This is a genomic window from Rhizobium sp. 05N49 (assembly GCF_056396805.1).
In genome coordinates this window covers 529,959-550,521 of record NZ_JBFTME010000002.1, presented here as the reverse complement: position 1 = coordinate 550,521, position 20,563 = coordinate 529,959, and the positions used below count along the sequence as shown (strand labels likewise).

Below are 20,563 nucleotides of genomic sequence, written 5' to 3'. Positions count from 1 at the left end.
TCACCTTTCGAGGTTGAGGCGGATCGCGACCGATCGCGCATGGGCATCGAGGCCTTCGGAGACGGCGAGCGCAATCGCCGCCGGGCCGAGGTCGCGAAGCTGCTGGGGACCAAGGCGCAAGATCGAGGTGCGCTTGACGAAATCGAGAACCGAAAGGCCGGAGGAAAAGCGGGCCGAACGCGCCGTCGGCAGCACGTGGTTGGAGCCGCCGACATAATCGCCGATCACTTCGGGCGTGTGGGCGCCGATGAAGATTGCGCCAGCATTGCGGATCTTCTCCACAAAGGCATCAGGATTGGCGACGGCCAATTCCAGATGTTCCGCGGCGATGCGGTTTGCGAGCGGGATGGCATCCTTGAGATCGGAGACGAGGATGATCGCGCCGAAGTCGCGCCAGCTGGCAGCGGCAGTTTCCGCGCGGTTCAGCGTCTTCAGCTGCCGTTCGACGGCTGCTTCGACCGCCTTGCCGAATTCCTCGTCGTCCGTGATCAGGATCGCCTGGGAGCTCTCGTCATGCTCGGCCTGGGCGAGCAGATCGGCGGCGACCCAATCGGGATTGTTATCCTTGTCGGCGATGACGAGCACTTCCGAGGGGCCGGCGATCATGTCGATGCCGACAGTGCCGAAGACATGGCGTTTGGCGGCGGCCACATAGGCATTGCCGGGGCCGGTGATCTTGGCGACCGGGGCGATCGTCTCCGTGCCATAGGCAAGGGCAGCAATCGCCTGCGCGCCGCCGACGCGGTAGATCTCACTGACGCCTGCAAGCTTGGCTGCAGCCAGCACCGCCGGATTGACCGAACCGCCCGTGGCCGGCACCGCGATAACGATGCGATCGACCCCTGCGACCTTCGCCGGTACGGCGTTCATCAGCACCGAGCTCGGATAGCTCGCCGTGCCGCCCGGCACGTAGAGGCCAACGGCTTCGATCGCCGTCCAGCGCGAACCGAGGCCGACACCCATATTGTCTTCGTAGATATCGTCCTTGGGAAGCTGACGACGATGGTGGGATTCGATGCGGAGAGCCGCGACCTTCAAGGCGCCGAGCACTTCCGAGGGGACGACCTCGACGGCGTTCTCGATCTCTTCCTCGGTGACGCGCATCGGTACCGTCGCGTAATCGATGCTGTCGAACCTCTTCGAATATTCGGCGAGAGCGACATCACCACGGGCGCGCACATCATCGATGATGGCGCGCACCACGGCGTTGACGTCTTCGGAGACCTCGCGCTTGGTGGTGAGAAAGGCCGCGAAGCGCTGTTCGAAACCGTGGGATGTCTGATTAAGCCAGATTGCCAAGGCCGGAATTCCTTCTTGCTCGAACTGTTGGGCTCAGGTGCCGGGATGACGCGGCTTGGAACCCGTTTCCCAGGCGCCGCCGACATCGGCAAGCTGCATTTCGATGCATTCGACATCGAGAATGATGGAGGCCGCGCCCGACAACGAGAGCTCGAGCGTGCCTTCCGGCCCTTCGCCCTTCTGCTCGAATTGCAGGGCAAGCAGCGACAGCACGTCATCGCGGCGGGCGCGGTCGATGCCGATCGAGCGTACGGATAGCACGCGCTTGAATACGAGGGCCGCACGACGGCGCTCAAAACCTTTGCGTTTTCGGGCCGCTTCTTCCCAGACGAACCGGTTGGCGGCAATTGCGAACTGCTTGTCACGCGGCGACCAGTCTATATCGGCTACCTTGAAGACACTGTCCTGCACATGTGCGGAAATGACCGCCAGGTCCTCGGCATCGAGCGCAACAAGTTTCAGGTCGGTCATCCAGCCTCTATCCCGTATCTTTCGGCCGCAGGTGCGGCGATCTGTCAGACAACGGAAATAAGGCGCGGCGGCCAAATACGCAACCGGGATAAAGGGCGGATGTGCGCCCTTTTCTTACTCGCTGACGCGTTCGACGATGGCGCCGCAGCGGGTCAGCTTTTCTTCCAGCCGCTCGAAGCCGCGATCGAGGTGATAGACGCGGGACACCGTGGTTTCGCCTTCGGCGGCAAGGCCGGCGATGACGAGGGAGACGGAAGCGCGAAGATCGGTCGCCATGACGGGGGCGCCCTTCAGCCGCTGGACACCTTCGATCTTCGCCGTCTGGCCGGAGAGCGAGATCTTCGCGCCAAGGCGGGCGAGTTCCTGCACATGCATGAACCGGTTTTCGAAGATGGTCTCCGTGACATGCGAGACACCGGAAGAGCGGGTCATCAGCGCCATGAACTGCGCCTGCAGGTCGGTCGGGAAGCCCGGGAAGGGATCGGTGACGATATCGACCGGCTGGATGCCGGCGCCGTTGCGCTTGATGCGCATGCCGTTGTTCGTCGACGAGATCTCCGCGCCGGCGCGGCGCAGCGTTTCGAGAGCCGTTTCCAAGAGGCCAACATCGGTATTTTCAAGCACGACATCGCCGCCGGCCATGGCGACGGCCATGGCGTAGGTGCCTGTCTCGATGCGGTCAGGCAGGACACGATGGCGGGCGCCCGAGAGCGAGGTGACGCCTTCGATCGTAATGGTCGAGGTGCCGGCGCCGGAAATCTTGGCGCCCATGGCGTTCAGGCAGTTGGCAAGGTCGACGACCTCAGGCTCGCGTGCGGCATTGCCGATCACGGTCGTACCGCGGGCAAGCGTTGCCGCCATCATCAATACATGCGTTGCGCCAACGGACACCTTGGGGAAGGTGTAATGCGTGCCGATAAGACCGCCCTGCGGCGCCTTGGCATTGATATAGCCGCCATCGATTTCCATCGTCGCGCCGAGCGCGGTCAGACCGTCGATGAAGAGATCGACCGGACGCGTGCCGATGGCGCAGCCGCCCGGCAGGGAAACACGGCAATGGCCTTCGCGGGCGAGAAGCGGACCGATGACCCAGAAGGAGGCGCGCATCTTCGACACCAGCTCATAGGGCGCAGTGGTATCGACGATGGTGCGGCAGGTAAAATGGATCGTGCGGGCGTAGGAATCTTCCTGGCGCTCGCGGCGGCCGTTGACGGCTACATCGACGCCGTGATTGCCAAGGATGCGCATCAGCAATTCGACATCGGCAAGATGCGGTACGTTTTCCAGCGTCAGAGTATCGCTCGTCAAAAGCGAGGCGATCATCAGCGGCAGCGCGGCATTCTTGGCGCCGGAGATCGGAATGATGCCATTGAGCTCATTACCGCCGACAATTCTGATACGATCCATGTGCACTTACGGGCGAGGCCCGCCTTTCCTCAAAAAGTTTTGCCTGTGGGGGCAAGGCAAGAAGTCGGGGTCTTTAGAGCAAATCCCCGTACGCTTCAATTCGTCGCGGACCGAACATTACGATTCGTCCATTTTTGCGGCAGCAGTCTTTGCCGCGGGCAAGCCATCCGTCTCGTCCGCCTGGCCGGAGCGGCGAGCCCGTACCTGCTGTTTGCGTCTGGAAAGATTTTCTCTCAGCTTTTCGGCAGCCCGCTCGCGCCTCAATGCCGCCTGGGCTTCCATGGCCGCTTTCCGGCTCTGCCGGGCCTTTTCAGTCTCTTCGTTCATGTCCCAGAAGTAACCGAATTCGCGCCATTCCAAAAGTGCTCCGAACGTTATTCCCAGAGAAGTTGGAATTTGCGGCTTGCACTCCTGCCGAACCTGTGGCAATAGCCGCCCCGTTCACGCGAGTTGAGCGTTTTCGCTTCACGCGTCTGGTCCTGCTGCCGTAGCTCAGTGGTAGAGCACACCCTTGGTAAGGGTGAGGTCGGTGGTTCAATCCCACTCGGCAGCACCAGTTTTCTCCTTTAGCATTATCCACCGCGCCAATCGGCGCCATTGCTGCCGGCAAAAATCTCGCTAGAATATTAGCATTCTGAAGTCTTTGCGGAGGAACCGGGAGGCTTCAATCACTGTTTCTATCGAGACATGCTGGAGGAGCGTCGATGGCAACTGAACGATGGAATGGTCCGATCAAGGTAGGTTTCGAAGGGGCCGGAGCACGTACGGTTAACGGACCGTTCGACGCCTTGGCGTGCCTTGCCGAGCACTGGCCTGCCATGCGCGGACTGAAATACCTCAGGGCACGGAGCGTCTGCCGCGCAGCACTCGACGGAAGAAAGACCGTCGAAGAGGCTCGCGCGGAGTTTATGGCAGCGGCCGAGGAAGCAAAGCTTAAAGTGCATTAAGTCTTCAGCGGCGGTTTCGGACAAATAAAGTCCAATCCGTTCCGAAACGGAGCAATGCTTAATTTTCACTTAACCCTGCACGGAGCTCGCGCAGGGCTTTGTTTCGAAAGATATTGCGCAGCTCATCTGTTCATCAATAGAACGACGCCAGCCATCATGATGATGGTCAGAGGCTCGTCACCCTCTGCGGGAGACTGCAGACGAGCCTCGTCCGCAAGAAAATTAGAATATTCGATCAGCAATCCGAAGTATTCTCATCCTGGACCTGAATATATCCCACACCGACGATTGTGCCATCTGCGACACGGATGAAGGACGGCAGGTAATGCGGCTCGGCGGGCTCGCAGACGGCAGCGCTGGTATATTCATTCAGCGCGATTTCGTCCTTCGGCAAGGCCGAATAATCCATATCGGTTTCGAGTGAGGCATAGGCGGAGCCGGCAAAGGCGCCGCACCCAATAAGAAGGCCCCAGGCCCAGAGGCGTATAAGCGTTCGCATTATTGTCTCCAGCATTGAAATCAGCTTTTCAACACCGAAGGCGGGGCGTTGGTTCCTTGAAAATCTTCAAGTGGACGGTGATTTATTTCACCAGCATGCGGCAATGGACGTAACCGCTTCCGACAATAGCCTCGGCAATCGCCCGAGCCCGCTCACTGTCGCTCCATTGGCGCACGAAACCTTCGAGAATGACGAGGGAACCGATGGTGGAGACGATGATTTCGGCTGCATCGAAATCGCCCGCGGCATGCAGGGCGCTTTCCACGGACGCGCGCATGGCGGCCGTGTTGCGGCTCTTCATCCAGGCTTCCTCGTCAGTCGGCGAGTTGTGAAATCGCAGCACCATGGTCGTTCCTGACATTGGCTAATAGGGATTTAACGCTGGAAGACGACGTTTGTTGCGGCGCGCGGTCGGCCCGATGCATAGTCATCACGATGGTGCTGCTGAAATCTTGAGGGAAATGTCGGTAGCCGCCGTAAACAATTGCAGCCGAGGAAAAGACGATGAAAGCGCTGGTGCCTGCCCTTCTTGCGACGACCCTTTTGGCCACACCCGCTCTGGTCGGCTGCTCCGCCGCGGACGCGCCCGCACTAGAGCCAATTCCCGGCAGCATCACCTATGGCGGGCAGCCGCGCACGAAGCTGACGAAGTCGCCGATCGGCAGCGCAGTGTACAACGACTTCTACGATCAGCAGGGCCAGCGCGTCTACGAAACCTATATTCTTCAGCCCGACCGCAGCCTGAAGCTGGTGCGGCGCCAGATCGTGCCGGATTTTCCGCAATAGTGCGTGGCGGCCCCTGCCTGCTTGACAGCGGCGCCAATCGAGAACATCCAAGGAACATCTGATTTTATTCGCGGGTGCTGATTCTCCCGTGAAGCCCAACCGGACGGCTGGATGTATCTCGAGAGACTCAACCCCCAGCAACGCATGGCCGTTGAACACGGCACGCTCGCAGACGGCAGTCATGTGGCAGGTCCGCTGCTGGTCATCGCCGGGGCCGGCTCCGGCAAGACGAATACGCTTGCGCACCGCGTTGCCCATCTGATCCTCAAAGGCGCCGATCCGCGCCGAATCCTGCTCATGACCTTTTCCCGCCGGGCAGCAGCAGAAATGGGCCGCCGCGTCGAACGCATCTGCGGCGAGGTTCTCGGCAAGAATTCCGGCATCATGGCGGATGCACTTGCCTGGAGCGGCACGTTTCACGGCATCGGCGCACGCCTCTTGCGCGACTATGCCGAACAGATCGGCATCGATCCGGCCTTCTCCATCCATGACCGGGAAGACAGCGCCGACCTGATGAACCTCGTGCGTCATGATCTTGGTTTCTCGAAAACCGAGAGCCGGTTTCCGACAAAGGGAACCTGCCTGGCGATCTATTCGCGCGCGGTAAACTCGGAAATGGAACTGCCGCTCGTGCTGCGCGACGCCTTTCCCTGGTGCGCCACCTGGGAAAAGCAGCTTCGCGAACTTTTCGCCTGTTACGTCGAGTCCAAGCAGAGCCAGAACGTGCTCGATTACGACGACCTGCTGCTCTACTGGGCGCAGATGGTGGCCGAGCCCATGATTGCCGAGGATATCGGCAGCCGCTTCGATCATGTGCTTGTTGACGAATATCAGGACACCAACAAGCTGCAGTCTTCGATCCTGCTGGCGCTGAAGCCGACCGGCCAGGGCCTGACCGTCGTTGGCGACGATGCGCAGTCGATCTATTCCTTCCGCGCGGCGACGGTGCGCAACATCCTCGATTTTCCGGCCACCTTCAGCCCGCCCGCCAACATCGTCACGCTTGACCGCAACTACCGCTCGACGCAGCCGATCCTGGCCGCCGCCAATGCCGTGATTGACCTTGCCTCCGAGCGTTTCACCAAGAACCTCTGGACGGAACGTGAATCGCCGGAACGGCCGCGACTGGTGACTGTGCGCGACGAGAATGATCAGGCACGTTATGTGGCCGACAAGGTTCTCGACAATCGCGAAGAGGGTGTGAAGCTGAAGAGCCAGGCCGTGCTCTTCCGCGCCTCGCATCACAGCGGCCCGCTGGAAGTGGAGCTAACCCGCCGCAACATTCCCTTCGTGAAGTTCGGCGGCCTGAAGTTCCTCGACAGCGCGCATGTGAAGGACATGCTGGCGGCACTGCGTTTTGCCCAGAACCCGCGCGACCGGGTGGCGGGCTTCCGGCTGATGCAGATCCTTCCGGGGGTCGGGCCTTCTACGGCGCAGAAGGTGCTGGACCATATGGCTGAGGACCCGAGCCCGGTTGCGGCCCTCGCCGCCATGCCTGCGCCGCCACGCTCGGGCGACGACTGGACCTCCTTCGTTTCGACCATGCAGCAGCTGAAGACTGGCAAGGCCGGCTGGCCCGCTGAGATCGAGCTGGTGCGGCAATGGTATGAGCCGCATCTGGAACGGCTGCATGAAGATGCGAGCGCCCGGCTTGCCGATCTCATCCAGCTCGAACAAATCGCCGGCGGTTATGCTTCTCGCGAGCGCTTTCTGACCGAGCTTACGCTTGATCCGCCGGATGCAACCTCGGATCAGGCTGGCGTGCCATTCCTCGATGAGGATTATCTCATCCTTTCGACCATCCATTCGGCCAAGGGACAGGAATGGACCAAGGTCTTCATGCTGAATGTCATCGACGGCTGCATTCCCTCCGATCTCGCGGTCGGGACGACGGCGGAAATCGAGGAAGAGCGGCGCCTCCTCTACGTGGCAATGACCCGCGCCAAGGACAGTCTCGACCTCGTCGTGCCGCAGCGCTTCTTCACCTATGGTCAGAATTCGCAGGGTGACCGGCATGTCTATGCGTCGCGCAGCCGCTTCATTCCGGCCACGCTGCTGCAATTCTTCGAGGTTTGCGGCTGGCCGCAGGTCAAGACCGATACGGCAGCCGCCCAGCAGGCGCGGCAGGTGCGCATCGATGTCGGCGCGCGCATGCGGGGCATGTGGCGCTAGAGCCTTTCCCGATCAAACAGTGTCAGAGCGAAAGCGGCGGCTTGGGCGATTCGAAGAAGCGGCCGATCATTTCATCATTGACCAGGGCGATCGTCGGCGGCGACCATTTCGGATTGCGATCCTTGTCGATGACGGCTGCGCGAACGCCCTCGTAAAAATCCGGACCGTGCAGGACGTGCATGCAAGCCCCGAGTTCGCGGGCCAGGCATTCGCCGAGCGTGCGGCTCTGGCGGCCGGCTCTCAGCAGCCGCAAGGCAAGCTTGAGACTTGTCGGCGATCGTGTGAGCATCACACGGCGGGTTTCGGCGGCGAATTCACCCTCCTCCGCAGCGAGTGCGGAAGCGATATCCTCCACGCGGTTGAAATGGAAGGCACGGTCGATCATTGCGGCATTGGCCTGCAACCTGCCTTCATCCACTTGTTCCGAGAGATCGCGCAGCACCGCATCCACATCGTCAGACGAACTTCCCGCAGACAGGTTCGTCAGACGATGGACTGCCTCTTCGAGGCGCGAGGAAGACATATAGACGTCAGCGAGGCCGGTATAGATTGCATCGGAGGCATTGATATCGAGCCCGGTCAGGGCCATCCATGTACCGCTTTCACCCGGCGTGCGAGGCAACAGCCACGTGGCGCCAACATCTGGAAAATAGCCGATACCGGTTTCCGGCATCGCAAGGCGGGTGCGCTCGCTGACGATCCGATGGCGGCCGTGGCTGGAAAGCCCGACGCCGCCGCCCATGGTGATGCCGTCCATCAGCGCTACATAGGGTTTCGGATAGCTGGCGATCCGGTGATTGAGGCGGAATTCCTCGCGCCAGAAAGTTTCCGCCAGGCCATCGCCGGAACGCCCGCTCATGTGAATGGCGCGGATATCGCCGCCGGCGCAGAAGCCGCGCTCGCCCTCCCCCATCACGAGGACGCTGGCCACCGCTTGGTCACCGGCAAACTCGTCAAGTGCGGCGGCAATCGTACGCACCATCGGGATCGTCAGGCTGTTCAGCGCCTTTGGGCGGTTCAGCCGGATAAGGCCCGCCGTGCCACGCCGTTCAACGATAACTTCGCTCTGATTGCTATTGTCCATGATCCACCTCACTCCTTCCCTAGGAATAAACGGGGTCGGGCCGAGGTTCCAGTGGCTGGCTGATCATTCAGGCCGAAAGGGACTGAGAAACAGTAACATCGCGCCTGACCGCGTAGTCGATCGCCAGTTCCAGCGGCAGCGGCCGGGAGAAGTAATAGCCCTGCGCCAATCTTACGCCGATGCCTTTCAGCGACTCGGCCACATCCTCGCTTTCGACACCCTCGGCCACGGAAGCGATGCCGAGGTTCTGGCAAAGATTGGCGACGGAACGGGTGATGTTCATGCAGCGAGCATCGCGGTCGAAATTCATCACGAAGGCCTTGTCGATCTTCAGCTTGTCGAAGGCCAGGCGATGGATATGGCTCAAGCTTGAATAGCCCGTGCCGAAATCATCAAGCGCAATCGAGATGCCGGCGGCGCGCAGCATGCCGATCACCTGATCGGCAGTATCGAAGTCAGACAGCAGCGCCGTCTCGGTGATCTCGAATTCGATACGTTTTGGGTCGACGCCCGAGCGATTAATCATGGCGAGCAGGGCCATCGAGGTTTCGTGATCGCAGATGTCGCGGGCCGACAGGTTGAAGGAGACGCGCAGATGCGCCGGCATGATCTTCAGGGCGTCGAGCGCCTGGCCGAAGAGAATGCGCGTCACGCGGCCGATCACGGCGGTGCGTTCGGCAGCCGGGATGAAGGCATCCGGGCTGATACGGCCGAAGCGCGCGCTGTCCCAACGCGCAAGCGCCTCAAAACCGACGACACGGCCGCTGCGCAATTCGACGATCGGCTGATATTCGAGCTTCAACTCACTGGCGAAATTCTCGGTCTGCAGTTCGAGCTCGATGAGGTAGCGTTGTGTGAGGATCTTTTCGTGCTCCGGCGAAAAGAATTCCACACCGCCGACACGCTTGCTCTTGACCTGATAGAGCGCGAAGTCCGCTTTCTCGTAGAGGTCTTCGGCCGTGTACTCGCCCGCCTCAGGATAGACGATGCCGCAGGAGCCGGAAACACGGACCGAACCGTCCGGGATGTCATAGGGTTCGCGCACGGCCGCGCATAGCGCCAGGCCGAGATCGGAAATTGCCCTGAGCGTCATGTCAGCGGGGAAGATGATGCCGAACTCATCGCCACCAAGACGCGAGACGATGCCCTGATCGCCCAACAACAAGACGAAGCGGCGTGCCGTCTCCTTCAATACGACGTCGCCGGCCGCGTGGCCGAAGACGTCATTGACCGGTTTGAAGCCATCGAGATCGACGATGCCGATGACCGGTGGCGAGGCGGAATCCTTCAGCAGCATCTGTTCCAGCGACAGGAAGAAACTGCGACGATTGGCAAGGCCAGTCAGTTGATCCTGCAGGGCATTGCGGCTGTTGACGCGATTCAGCTCCTCGGCTTCGGCCTGCTTCTGCTTGAGCTCTTCTGCAAGCCGCACCAGATGCGCGAAATTCTGGAAGTAGCTGTTGATGACGCGCAGGAAAGGCAGCACCAGGAACAGGCCGCTGACAGCCGTTGCGACGAAAACCGGGTTGCCGGAGAAGAGAAAGGTCACGATCATGGCCGTAAAGGTGATGACCGTGGTGATTGCCGCGGCGAGCGGCAGGTGCATCAGGCAGAAAACGCAGGAAATGCCGGTTACGACCAGAAAATAGGCGATCTGCCCCTGCTGCGAGGCATCGCCATATCGATAGAGCGCGATAGCCCAACCGCCAAAGCCGATGGTGAGGATGACCGCGCCTGCTAGCGTTACTTTCATCAGCCGCAGCGCGCGCTCCGGAGTGACATTTTCCTTGCCTGATATTTCCCACCAGCAGAGGCGAAAGACGCAGACAATGCTGAGCCCGACGGGAATGTAGAGCGAAAGCCAGAGAGGCGCCGACCTGATGTGAGTGATGGCCACAGCCAGCGCATTGATGACAAGAAGAACGTAGAGAATCGGAATCTGTGACGACAAAGCCTTGAACTGTGCCACCAGAAACTTCGGATTATCTTTTTGCAGCCGCAACGAGGCTATGAAGTTCTTCATGATCCCTATTCCCTTGGCTGAAGTTGGCCAGAGAAAGCTTGATTATTCCTTATTCACGTAACGTCGGGCCACCCGTACCTACGCCGGAATGGCAAGTTGTTCGGCTACATCTCAGAAAGAAGCTGCAGCCAGTGCGCGATGAATGCTGTGCAGATCGTCGACGCTCTTGTTCATCAGGAAGAGCTCCCAGTCGAGCGAGCTGCGGACGATGGTTTCCAGTGAGTCATATCTCGGCGCCCAATCCAGCACGCGGCGGGCAAGCGTCGCATCGGCGACGACGCTTGCGGCGTCACCCGGGCGACGTGCCGCCATGTTGATTTTGAACGAATGACCGTTCAAGCGGGTGACCATGTTCAATACATCGAGTACGGAATAGCCGTTGCCATAGCCGCAGTTGGCGACAAGTGGCCCCCTGCCCTGGCGCAGATGCTCGAGTGCCTTCAAATGCGCCGCCGTCAAATCACTGACATGGATGTAGTCGCGCACACCGGTGCCATCATGGGTCGGGTAATCGAAACCGTAGACAGTAATGCTGCCACGCTTCCCGAGCGCAGCCTCACAGGCGACCTTGATGAGATGGGTCGCACCCGAGGTCGACTGGCCAGCGCGCAGCTGCGGGTCGGCGCCCGCGACGTTGAAATAGCGGAGCGCCACATAGCCGAAGTCATAGGCGGCCGCGGCGTCACGAAGCATCATTTCGGTCATCAGCTTCGACTGGCCGTATGGATTTTCCGGATTGAGGGGTGCCGTTTCCTTCACGGGAGCGGAGCTCTTCTGCTGGCCGTAGACAGCGGCCGTCGAGGAGAAGACGAAGTTGCGGATACCGGCCTTGATCGAAGCGCTCAGCAGCGCGCGCGTTTTGCCTGAATTGTTATCGTAGTAGGAGAGCGGATCGGCAACCGAAACAGGGACGACGGCAGAGCCGGCGAAATGGATGATTGCCTCGATATCGTTCTCGATGAAGATCTTCTTCAGCACATCCGGATCGGAGACATCGCCAAGATAGAAGCGCGCCGCCGGCGCCACGGCCCAGCGAAAGCCGGTAGAGAGGTTGTCGAGCACGACGACGTCTTCACCGGCATCCAACAGCGTCCAAACCATGTGGCTGCCGATATATCCAGCCCCACCTGTCACCAGAACCGCCATGTCTGCATTCCCTGTTTTATGTTTTTTCGGGAACATCAGAACGGGATTTTCCTTTCCGATTTTGTTATCAAACAGCCTCGGAAAGCCTTTGCGGCCGGTATGTTTCGACATGTGGTTAGAGGCGGATTTCCGGCTTTGCTACAATTTTAGCGACCGGCCGATTTCGAAACGAAAAGGCCTCCTGCCCCTCTCTTTCAGCGCTCATTGACATCACGCATGCGGCCGGGCAAACTCAGGCCATGAACAACTTCGCGTTTCAGGCTATGACGATGGGCATGACGACCACCCTTTGCGGTGGGGGCGTCGGCTTGTGACCTGAAACTGTTCACATTACCCGATCCAACCCCGCCGGACGCGCGGGGTTTTTTGTTTCTGCCCCGATGTCCGCCCCATGCAAGGACTTCTCGTGGCACAGTATCTTCTTTCCATATCTCGTGACCTGCCCCTCTCCAACAGGGAGCAGCAATGATGAGACTCTACCTGTCATCCTATCGGCTCGGAGCGAGCGCCTTCCGGCTCAAGAAGCTTCTCAATGGCGGGCGGCGCGCCGCCATTATCCAGAATGCGCTGGACTTCATCCCGGCCGAGGCGCGTCGCGCCTATGAGGCCAATGTCTACGATCCCAAGGAGGAGCTCGCCGATTGGGGGATCGAGGCGGAAGAACTGGATCTGAGGGATTATTTCGGGGAGCCGCGTGTTCTTGAAAAAGCGCTCGCCGGTTTTGATCTCGTCTGGGCCGTCGGCGGCAATGCCTTTCTTCTACGGCGCGCCATGCGGCAGAGCGGTTTCGATCAGATCATAGGGGAGTTGGTGCGCGGCGATGCGATCGTCTATGGCGGGTTCAGCGCCGGGGCGGTCGTGGCGACGCCCTCGCTCAAGGGCATCGACATCATGGATGATCCGCGGCAGTGTGCGCCAGGCTATGACGAGAGCGTTCCTTGGGAAGGCCTTGGCCTCGTCGACTTCTCCATCGTTCCGCATTATCGCTCGGCTCATGATGAGGCAGAAGCGGCCGAAAAGGCAGCCAACTTCCTTGACGAAACCGGCATGCCCTTTCAGCCGCTCAGGGACGGCGAAGTTATCATCGTCGAGGGTCGGAACGTGACGCTGCTTCCGGTCTTGCCGGAAGCGATGCGCCGTTCCGCTTAAATCTTGAGGATGTAGTCGGCGAGCCGTTCGGCAGCGACCGCCACCTGTGCCGGATCGCGCAGAAAGCAGGCACGCAGGAAAAGTGCGCCGCCCGGTCCGAAGGCTGTGCCGGGCGCAAGGCCGACGCCGGTTTTGTCGACGATGTCGATCGCGGCCTTGCGGCTGTCGGTAACGCCGTCGATCTTGAGGAAGGCGTAAAGCGCACCGTCGGGCTTCAGCGTTTCAACGCGGTTGGTGGCGATCAGCGTCTCGCAGAGGATATCGCGGGAGCGGGTCGCCTTCTCGATATTCGACTGCACGAAGGCGTCACCTTCGTTAAGGGCCGCAACCGCACCCTTCTGCATGAATTGTGCTACGCCGGAGGTTGAATACTGGATGAGGTTTTCCAGCACCTGTCCGGTCTCCGGCGGGGCGACGATCCAGCCGACGCGCCAGCCGGTCATCGACCAGTTCTTGGAGAAGGAGTTGACGAAGATGACCTTGTCGCCCGGCTCCATCACATCCAGGAAGGACGGCGCGCGACCGCCAGCGTAGAAATAACGCGCGTAGATCTCATCTGCCATGATCCAGAGATCCTGTTTACGAGCAAGCGCCAGGATACCGGCCAGGTCCTTCTTCGTCGCGGTCCAGCCCGTGGGGTTCGACGGCGTGTTGATGAAGAGGCCGCGCGTCTTCGGCGTAATGGCTGTTTCAACGCGGTTGAGATCGACCGCCCATGTGCCGCCTTCAAACTGGAGCTCTACGCCAACCGACCGCGCGCCGGCGATTTCAAGGGCGGCGGCAATATTCGGCCAGGCCGGGGTGAGATAGACGAACTCATCGCCGGGTGCAGTCAGCGCCTGGACGGCGATCTGGATCGCCTGCATGCCGGAACCGGTCACATAGAAATGCTCCGGTGCCAGACGGATACCGAAATGCCTGAAATAGTAATCCGACAGGGCCTGGCGTAGCTCGGGGATGCCGCGCTGCCAGGTGTAGAAGGTCTCGCCGGCGGCGAGCGCCTGCATGGCCGCCTGATTGATGAAATCGGGAGTAGGAAGATCGCCTTCGCCGACCCAGAGCGGCAAAAGGCCCTCACGGCCGCGGGCATAATTGACGACTTCGACGATCCCGCTTTCTGGCGCTGCGACGGCGCGCGGGCTGAGGCTGCTTATAATCGACATGCATATCTCCGGTTCACGCCTTCATAACGGATTTGCAGGCGCAAATCCCATGACAAAGCGTGATGGCATATCGATTTTCGTGATGGATGAGCCCGGCCGGAATGGGCGGGCCCTCACCCGGATCAGACCGTCAGATCAGACGGCCGGGCGCTTGGCGAGAAGGTCGCGGATTTCCGTCAGCAATGCGACATCGGCCGGCGGCGGCGGGACCTCTGCCGGTGCGGCCTTTTCCTTGCGCTCGACCTGCTCGCGCAGGATGTTCACAGCCTTGATCATCAGGAAGATGATCCAGGCGAGGATCAGGAAATTGATGAGGACGGTGATGAAATTGCCGTATGCGAAAACGGCCCCACCTTTGCGGGCTTCGTCAAGGGTTGGCCCAACGGCTTTGTCCGACAGCGAAATGTAGTAGTTGGAAAAATCGAAACCGCCGAAGATCGCGCCGACGATCGGCATGATGATATCCTCGACCAGCGACTTGACGATCCCGCCGAACGCGCCGCCGATGATGACACCGACTGCGAGATCCATGACATTGCCGCGGGCGATGAACGCTTTGAACTCATTGAGCATCAGATCTGTCTCCCCTCGATGCATTTTTCAAAGACATGCCATTGTTTTCATTAGCTACACCTTCATCTCAATTAATCAATCGGCAATTGGAAATATTCGGACATCATCCCCTTCCGCGTAGAACTTAAGACCAAGACCGCGGGAATTTTCAAACCTGCTGAATTGCCCTAATCTTCAAACCGTTCCGGGAGGACGGCGGATAGTCCGCCGGCGGAGGGTCAATGCTTCCAGGCTGGGTCATATTTGCGTTTGCCTTGGGCTATCTTCTGCTGCTTTTCGCAGTGGCAAGCTATGGCGACCGCCGGAGCCGAAAATTCGGCGTGCCGGAGGGCGGCCGGCCTGTTGTGTATGCGCTCAGCCTTGCGATCTACTGCACGTCCTGGACCTATTTCGGCGGTGTCGGCCTCGCTGCGCATCACGGGTTAGAATTTGCCGGCATCTATATTGGGCCGATTCTCGTCTTCACACTCGGCATGCCGCTCTTGAAGCGCATTATCGAACTCGCCAAGGCCGAGAAGCTGACATCGGTGGCCGATTTCATTGCGGCGCGCTACGGCAAGAATTCCACTGTCGCAACCATCGTGGCGCTCATCTGCCTGATCGGCACCATTCCCTACATCGCGCTGCAGTTGAAATCCATCTCCGCGACTGTCACGGCCATGGTCAATCCGTCCGACTACGGTATCGGCAGCGGCAATCTCTATTTCCTCGACCTGCCGCTGATCGTGACGCTCGTGCTTGCCTGCTTCGCCATCATGTTCGGCACCCGCCATACCGATGCGACCGAGCATCAGGACGGGCTCATCCTCGCGGTGTCTATGGAATCGATGGTGAAGCTCGTTGCCTTCCTGACGGCGGGCATATGTGTCATCTGGTTCCTGTTCGACGGACCGAGCGACCTGTGGCGGAAAGGATCGGAGAATGCCCTGGTCAGTGCCGCCCTCGACTATCAGACGCCGCTCAGCCGATGGATCACGCTGACACTGCTTTCGGCCTTCGCCATTATCATGCTGCCGCGCCAATTTCACGTCACAGTGGTCGAAAACCGAACGGCAAAACAGCTCCGGCTCGCCGGCTTTCTCTTCCCGCTCTACCTGATCGCCATCAATCTCTTTGTGCTGCCCGTCGCCATCGGCGGGCTGCTCATCTTCGGCGGCAACGGCAATGCCGATCTCTATGTCCTTACCCTGCCTCTTGCAGGGCAGATGCCTGTCGTCTCGCTGATCACCTTCATCGGCGGCTTCTCCGCGGCGACCGCCATGGTGATCGTCGATTCCGTGGCGCTTTCCATCATGGTGTCGAACGACATCGTCATGCCGTTCTTCCTGCGCCGGAAGCTTGCGGGCCTTGCAAGCCAGCGCGACGACTTCGCAAAGAGCCTGCTCAATATCCGCCGCAGCGCCATCTTCGCCGTACTGCTGCTCGGCTACGCCTATTATCGTTCGACTGACAGCACTGCGGGGCTTGCCTCGATCGGCCTGCTCTCCTTTGCCGCCATCGCGCAGATTGCGCCTGCCCTCTTCGGCGGCATGATCTGGCGGCGGGCAAATGCGCGCGGCGCCATCCTCGGCCTGACCTCCGGCTTCACCATCTGGGTCTACCTGCTTTTCCTGCCCTCCTTCGGCGGGCCGGATTATTCCTATGTGGCAAGCAGTTTCCTCGGTTTCATCTTTCCCGGCACGACGCTCTTCACCGATCCGGATGCCGATCCGCTGGTCAATGCGACGGCGATGAGCCTGCTCGTCAATACTGCCGCCTTCGTCGTGGGCTCGCTGACGCGCAATGCCAAGCCGCTGGAACGCATCCAGGCCGGTATCTTCGTCAAACGGCATTCGCGCTCGCAGTTTGCCACGCGCGGCTGGAAGACCCGCATCAGCGTCGGCGATCTCAAAACGGCCATCGCCCGCTATCTCGGCGAAGAGCGCATGCAGCGCTCGCTTGCGACCTATGAGCAGACCTCGGGGCGCAAACTGGAGGACGATCAGCCGGCCGATATGGCGCTCATCCATTTCACCGAGCAGCTGCTCGGCAGCGCCATCGGTTCTTCGTCCGCACGGCTGGTGCTGTCGCTGATCCTGCAGAAGATCGAGGATGCCTCTTCGGATACCGCATGGCTGCTCGACCAGGCGAGCGAAGCGCTGCAATATAATCAGGACATGCTGCAGACGGCACTGTCGCAGATGGATCAGGGCATTGCCGTCTTCGACAGTTCCAACCGGCTGACGATCTGGAACCGGCGTTTCCGTCAATTGCTGGACCTGCCTGAAAATGCGGGCCAGGTCGGCTTTCCGCTATCTGACATCGTCAGTATCCTTAGCCATCGCGGTGACATCGCGCCCGGTGACCAGGGCCAAGCGGTGCGGCATTTCCTGACGCTCGACAAGCCTTTCCCGCTGGTGCTCGCCGGCGGCGAGCGCATCATCGAAGTGCGCTCCAACGCCATGCCGGACAAGGGCATCGTCGCGACCTTCACCGACATTACCCAGCGTGTGGCCGCCGACCAGGCACTGAAACAGGCAAACGAGACACTGGAACAGCGCGTGGCGGAGCGCACCGCGGAACTGACGCGCGTCAACAAGGAGCTGGCGGAGGCACGCGCGGCGGCGGACGAGGCCAATATTGGCAAGACCCGATTCTTTGCCGCAGCGGGCCACGATATCCTGCAGCCGCTCAATGCAGCGCGGCTCTATTCTTCCGCACTCGTCGAACGCATGGCGCAATCGGAAAACAGCCCGATCGTGCGCAACATCGATTCCGCGCTGGAATCGGTTGAATCCATTCTCGGCGCCGTGCTCGATATTTCCAGACTTGATACCGGCGCCATGCGCCCGCGGCTGGCATCCGTGCCGCTTTCCGACCTGCTCGAGCGTATCGAGACCGATTTTGCGCCGATCGCCCGCGAGAAGAAGCTGAAGCTCAAGGTCATGCCGACCTCGCTGCGAGTGCGCTCCGATCCGAACCTGTTGCGCCGCCTGGTACAGAACCTCGTTTCCAACGCCATCAAATATACGGTCAGCGGCAAGGTGCTGATCGGGGTCAGGCGACGCGGCAATCAGGTGATGATCCAGGTAATGGATTCCGGCATCGGCATTCCGCCTTCGAAATTCCGGACGGTGTTCAAGGAATTCGCGCGGCTGGACGAAGGCGCCAAGACCGCATCGGGTCTCGGGCTCGGCCTCTCCATCGTCGACCGCATCGCCCGCGTGCTCGGCCACAAGGTCGAACTTCAGTCGACACATGGCAAGGGTACGGAATTCCGCGTTCTCATGCCGCTAGACATCTCGAAGAGCGCGGAAACAAGTGCAGCCGTGGTTCCAGTCGATCGCACGGCCGAGCCATTGAAAGGATTGCGCATCCTGTGCATCGACAATGAAACCAAGATCCTCGAAGGCATGCGGCTGCTGATCGATGGATGGGGCTGCAACACGCAGGCAGCGGATTCACTTTCGGCTGTCCAGACGCTTTCGATGCGTCAGCCGCCKGACCTTGTCATCGCCGATTATCATCTTGCCGACGGAACCGGGGTCGAAGCGATCCTGTATCTCCGGCAGCATTTCGGTATTGAGATTCCCGCACTGCTCGTCACAGCCGACAGGACGCTGGAAGTGCGGGCAGAGGCAGAAAAACACGGCATCGCGGTGCAGCACAAGCCGGTGCGCCCTGCGGCACTGCGCGCCTATATCACCCAGGTTTCGGGGCTGAAGCGCGCCGCCGCCGAGTGAAGATCACGCCACCTTGCGCCGGTCGAAAAGGTGGTCAACAAGCTCCCGTACACGAGCAGAGTTCGGAGCATCGCCGAAGAGGGTGCGGTACATGATGGGTGCAACGACACTATCCATCACCGTATCGACATCGGGAAAGGCCTCGCCCCTCCCCTTCGCCCTTCCGGCGATCGCTTCAATCTGCTGACGGGTGAAGTTGCAGCACTTATTGGCATTATCACCGGTCTGGGCAGCGAGCACGTCGCGTATATATTCACGACCGGGGCCAGAGGACATTTCCTCTGCATATTGTTCGGCCCAGGCTTCCAGATCGCCGGCGCCGGTACCGGTATCGACCGGTTCCATGTCGGGACGCAGACGTTCGACGGCGACGTCGGCCAGTAATTCCTGCAGATCACCCCAGCGGCGATAGATGGTGGACGGCGTGACACCCGCCCGCGTCGCGATCAGCGGAACGGTGATCTCCGTTCGGCTCATCTCCGCAAGAAGCTCACGCACTGCGGCATGCACCGAAGCCTGGACACGTGCACTTCTGCCACCCGGACGGATATTCTCTTTCACTGCCATTTCAACCCAACTTTCTCAGCCCTGAAGCGCGCCGCGACCTTTCGGTTGCCTAGCATGCTTCTGGTCCCGTTTTAACATGCCGTGGTCGCAAACCGCTCCCCAGTTTTGCGGGACATGCTCTCTTTGCTTGCCCACAAGTCCGGGCGTAGCCCACCTTGCTGGAACTGCTCCGGCACCAATAGATCAGAAACATTCATCGATCCATTAACGCAAATTATTTGCTTTTACCGGCGCCTCAACCTAAATAGGGCTAACGCAACGATTTAGCTTTAATGGATCAATATATGGTCGCCGCCCCTGAATCCATCAAGAATTCGTCACCCATGGGCTTCCACGCACTGACGCTGGCCATTTTCTTCGGCGCATCGGCTGCGCCGACGCCGCTTTATCGCATCTATCAGGAAGTCTTTGCCGTTTCCCCAATCCTCATCACCGTCATCTTCGCCGTCTATGCCTTCGCTTTGCTCGCCACTTTGCTGATCGCCGGTTCCATCTCCGATCATCTCGGACGGCGACCTGTCATCTTTGGCGCGCTGGTGCTGGAGATCATCGCCATGGCGCTATTTTCCATCGCCAGCGGACCGGAATGGCTGATCGCGGCGCGCATCGTGCAGGGTATCGCCACCGGTATTGCCGGCGCCTCCCTCGGTGCAGCTCTTGTCGATGTCGACCGGGCCAAGGGGCAAATCGTCAACTCCATTGCGCCGCTTTCTGGCATGGCGATCGGCGCGATCGGAACCAGCGCGCTGATCCAGTACGGGCCGGAACCACTGCATCTCGTCTACGCCCTGCTTCTCGTCGCCTTTACAGTGCAGGCCTTTGCGCTGTGGCTGACGCGAGAAACCGGCGGCACACGGCCCGGCATCTTCACTTCGCTGAAGCCGACGATTTTCATTCCGCAACAGGTAAAGAAGCCGCTGTCGCTGGTGACGCCGATCAATATCGCCAACTGGACGCTCGGCGGTTTCTACCTGTCGCTCGTACCTTCGCTGGTCGTCTCCACTACCGGCAGTCGCGCACCGCTGACGGGTGGCGCGGTCGTGGCAGCGTTGATGTTGTCCGGCGCAATTACCGTTTTCCTTCGCCGCAGCCGCAGCCCGAAGGGCAATCTCGTCTTCGGCGTGGCCTCCCAGACAGCGGGTATCGCAACGGTCGTCGCTGGCGTGCATCTTGCCAGCGTGCCGCTGCTGCTCATCGGAACGCTTTTGACGGGCGCCGGTTTTGGTACCAACTTCCTCGGCTCGATCGGCACGATCATGCCGCTCGCCAAGCCGGAAGAACGGGCCGGCCTGCTTTCGGCCTTTTATATCCAGAGCTATCTCGCCTTCAGCCTGCCGGCCATCCTTGCTGGCTTCCTCGTCAAGTCGATCGGCTACGGCATGACCACAGACATCTACGCAACCGGCATCGTCCTCGTCAGCCTTGCCGGGCTGGTGATGATGCGCTCGACAAGGGATACGGCGACGGCTTAAAGCGTGCCGCGATCTTTCAGATCCGCCACGCTTTAAGCTCCCGTTTTCTCACGTCGTTATCGTAAAACCGCACGCACTTTTGC

At 60.2% G+C, this 20,563-nt stretch carries 18 protein-coding genes and 1 tRNA gene; 7 read left to right on the top strand and 12 right to left on the bottom strand.

Annotation, left to right across the window (positions count from 1 at the left end; all coding sequences use genetic code 11):
* The 4 genes from hisD to AC1DF8_RS06915 form a co-directional block, all read right to left on the bottom strand.
* A complete protein-coding gene (gene hisD, locus AC1DF8_RS06930) occupies nt 1-1,299 on the bottom strand; it encodes a histidinol dehydrogenase (RefSeq protein ID WP_112541622.1) in 1,299 nt (432 codons plus the stop codon).
* Nucleotides 1,300-1,332: 33 nt separating this feature from the next.
* The gene (locus tag AC1DF8_RS06925) at nt 1,333-1,770 is read right to left on the bottom strand and encodes a DUF2948 family protein (protein WP_112541623.1); all 438 of its coding nucleotides are present in this window, start codon (nt 1,768-1,770) and stop codon (nt 1,333-1,335) included.
* Between the two features lie 114 nt (nt 1,771-1,884).
* Nucleotides 1,885-3,177 carry a UDP-N-acetylglucosamine 1-carboxyvinyltransferase gene (gene murA, locus AC1DF8_RS06920; protein WP_113206981.1) on the bottom strand — a complete coding sequence of 431 codons (1,293 nt, stop codon included), beginning with the start codon at nt 3,175-3,177 and terminating at the stop codon, nt 1,885-1,887.
* Between the two features lie 117 nt (nt 3,178-3,294).
* Entirely contained in the window at nt 3,295-3,504 is a 210-nt protein-coding gene (locus tag AC1DF8_RS06915) for a hypothetical protein (RefSeq protein ID WP_037101256.1), read from the bottom strand.
* A 154-nt stretch (nt 3,505-3,658) separates the two neighbouring features.
* Here AC1DF8_RS06915 and AC1DF8_RS06910 point away from each other — a divergent pair.
* Nucleotides 3,659-3,733 (top strand) — tRNA-Thr (locus AC1DF8_RS06910).
* Between the two features lie 148 nt (nt 3,734-3,881).
* Nucleotides 3,882-4,124: a DUF982 domain-containing protein gene (locus tag AC1DF8_RS06905; protein ID WP_112541625.1), complete on the top strand. Its 243-nt coding sequence runs from the start codon at nt 3,882-3,884 to the stop codon at nt 4,122-4,124.
* Between the two features lie 235 nt (nt 4,125-4,359).
* Here AC1DF8_RS06905 and AC1DF8_RS06900 read toward each other — a convergent pair whose 3' ends face one another.
* Both AC1DF8_RS06900 and AC1DF8_RS06895 read right to left on the bottom strand, forming a co-directional pair.
* Nucleotides 4,360-4,623 (bottom strand): hypothetical protein, encoded by a 264-nt coding sequence (locus tag AC1DF8_RS06900; RefSeq protein ID WP_113206982.1) that lies wholly within the window; start codon nt 4,621-4,623, stop codon nt 4,360-4,362.
* A gap of 82 nt (nt 4,624-4,705) precedes the next feature.
* Entirely contained in the window at nt 4,706-4,924 is a 219-nt protein-coding gene (locus AC1DF8_RS06895) for a BON domain-containing protein (protein WP_246715587.1), read from the bottom strand.
* 203 nt (nt 4,925-5,127) lie between these two features.
* Between AC1DF8_RS06895 and AC1DF8_RS06890 the strand changes: the two genes are divergently transcribed.
* Nucleotides 5,128-5,409 carry a hypothetical protein gene (locus AC1DF8_RS06890; protein WP_112541628.1) on the top strand — a complete coding sequence of 94 codons (282 nt, stop codon included), beginning with the start codon at nt 5,128-5,130 and terminating at the stop codon, nt 5,407-5,409.
* Between the two features lie 111 nt (nt 5,410-5,520).
* Nucleotides 5,521-7,581, top strand: a complete 2,061-nt coding sequence (locus tag AC1DF8_RS06885) for an ATP-dependent helicase (protein ID WP_477995426.1) — start codon at nt 5,521-5,523, stop codon at nt 7,579-7,581.
* 22 nt (nt 7,582-7,603) lie between these two features.
* Here AC1DF8_RS06885 and AC1DF8_RS06880 read toward each other — a convergent pair whose 3' ends face one another.
* The 3 genes from AC1DF8_RS06880 to galE form a co-directional block, all read right to left on the bottom strand.
* The gene (locus AC1DF8_RS06880; protein WP_477995424.1) at nt 7,604-8,665 is read right to left on the bottom strand and encodes an enoyl-CoA hydratase/isomerase family protein; all 1,062 of its coding nucleotides are present in this window, start codon (nt 8,663-8,665) and stop codon (nt 7,604-7,606) included.
* A 67-nt stretch (nt 8,666-8,732) separates the two neighbouring features.
* Nucleotides 8,733-10,688 (bottom strand): putative bifunctional diguanylate cyclase/phosphodiesterase, encoded by a 1,956-nt coding sequence (locus AC1DF8_RS06875; protein WP_477995422.1) that lies wholly within the window; start codon nt 10,686-10,688, stop codon nt 8,733-8,735.
* A 111-nt stretch (nt 10,689-10,799) separates the two neighbouring features.
* Nucleotides 10,800-11,834 carry a UDP-glucose 4-epimerase GalE gene (gene galE, locus AC1DF8_RS06870; RefSeq protein WP_113013194.1) on the bottom strand — a complete coding sequence of 345 codons (1,035 nt, stop codon included), beginning with the start codon at nt 11,832-11,834 and terminating at the stop codon, nt 10,800-10,802.
* Between the two features lie 465 nt (nt 11,835-12,299).
* Between galE and AC1DF8_RS06865 the strand changes: the two genes are divergently transcribed.
* Nucleotides 12,300-12,983 (top strand): Type 1 glutamine amidotransferase-like domain-containing protein, encoded by a 684-nt coding sequence (locus tag AC1DF8_RS06865; RefSeq protein WP_477995420.1) that lies wholly within the window; start codon nt 12,300-12,302, stop codon nt 12,981-12,983.
* On the opposite strand, the gene AC1DF8_RS06860 is transcribed toward AC1DF8_RS06865, so the two are convergent.
* The gene (locus AC1DF8_RS06860; RefSeq protein ID WP_477995418.1) at nt 12,980-14,146 is read right to left on the bottom strand and encodes a pyridoxal phosphate-dependent aminotransferase; all 1,167 of its coding nucleotides are present in this window, start codon (nt 14,144-14,146) and stop codon (nt 12,980-12,982) included. The genes AC1DF8_RS06865 and AC1DF8_RS06860 overlap by 4 nt on opposite strands.
* 135 nt (nt 14,147-14,281) lie before the next feature.
* Nucleotides 14,282-14,719: a large conductance mechanosensitive channel protein MscL gene (mscL, locus tag AC1DF8_RS06855; protein ID WP_112541634.1), complete on the bottom strand. Its 438-nt coding sequence runs from the start codon at nt 14,717-14,719 to the stop codon at nt 14,282-14,284.
* A gap of 221 nt (nt 14,720-14,940) precedes the next feature.
* On the opposite strand from mscL, the gene AC1DF8_RS06850 reads away from it, so the two are divergent.
* Nucleotides 14,941-18,441: a PAS domain-containing hybrid sensor histidine kinase/response regulator gene (locus AC1DF8_RS06850; protein WP_477995416.1), complete on the top strand. Its 3,501-nt coding sequence runs from the start codon at nt 14,941-14,943 to the stop codon at nt 18,439-18,441.
* 3 nt (nt 18,442-18,444) lie between these two features.
* Here the strand turns inward: AC1DF8_RS06850 and AC1DF8_RS06845 are convergent, their stop codons facing one another.
* Entirely contained in the window at nt 18,445-19,008 is a 564-nt protein-coding gene (locus AC1DF8_RS06845; RefSeq protein ID WP_113146961.1) for a TetR/AcrR family transcriptional regulator, read from the bottom strand.
* A gap of 284 nt (nt 19,009-19,292) precedes the next feature.
* On the opposite strand from AC1DF8_RS06845, the gene AC1DF8_RS06840 reads away from it, so the two are divergent.
* Nucleotides 19,293-20,480 (top strand): MFS transporter, encoded by a 1,188-nt coding sequence (locus tag AC1DF8_RS06840; RefSeq protein ID WP_112969886.1) that lies wholly within the window; start codon nt 19,293-19,295, stop codon nt 20,478-20,480.
* Nucleotides 20,481-20,563: the final 83 nt, after the last annotated feature.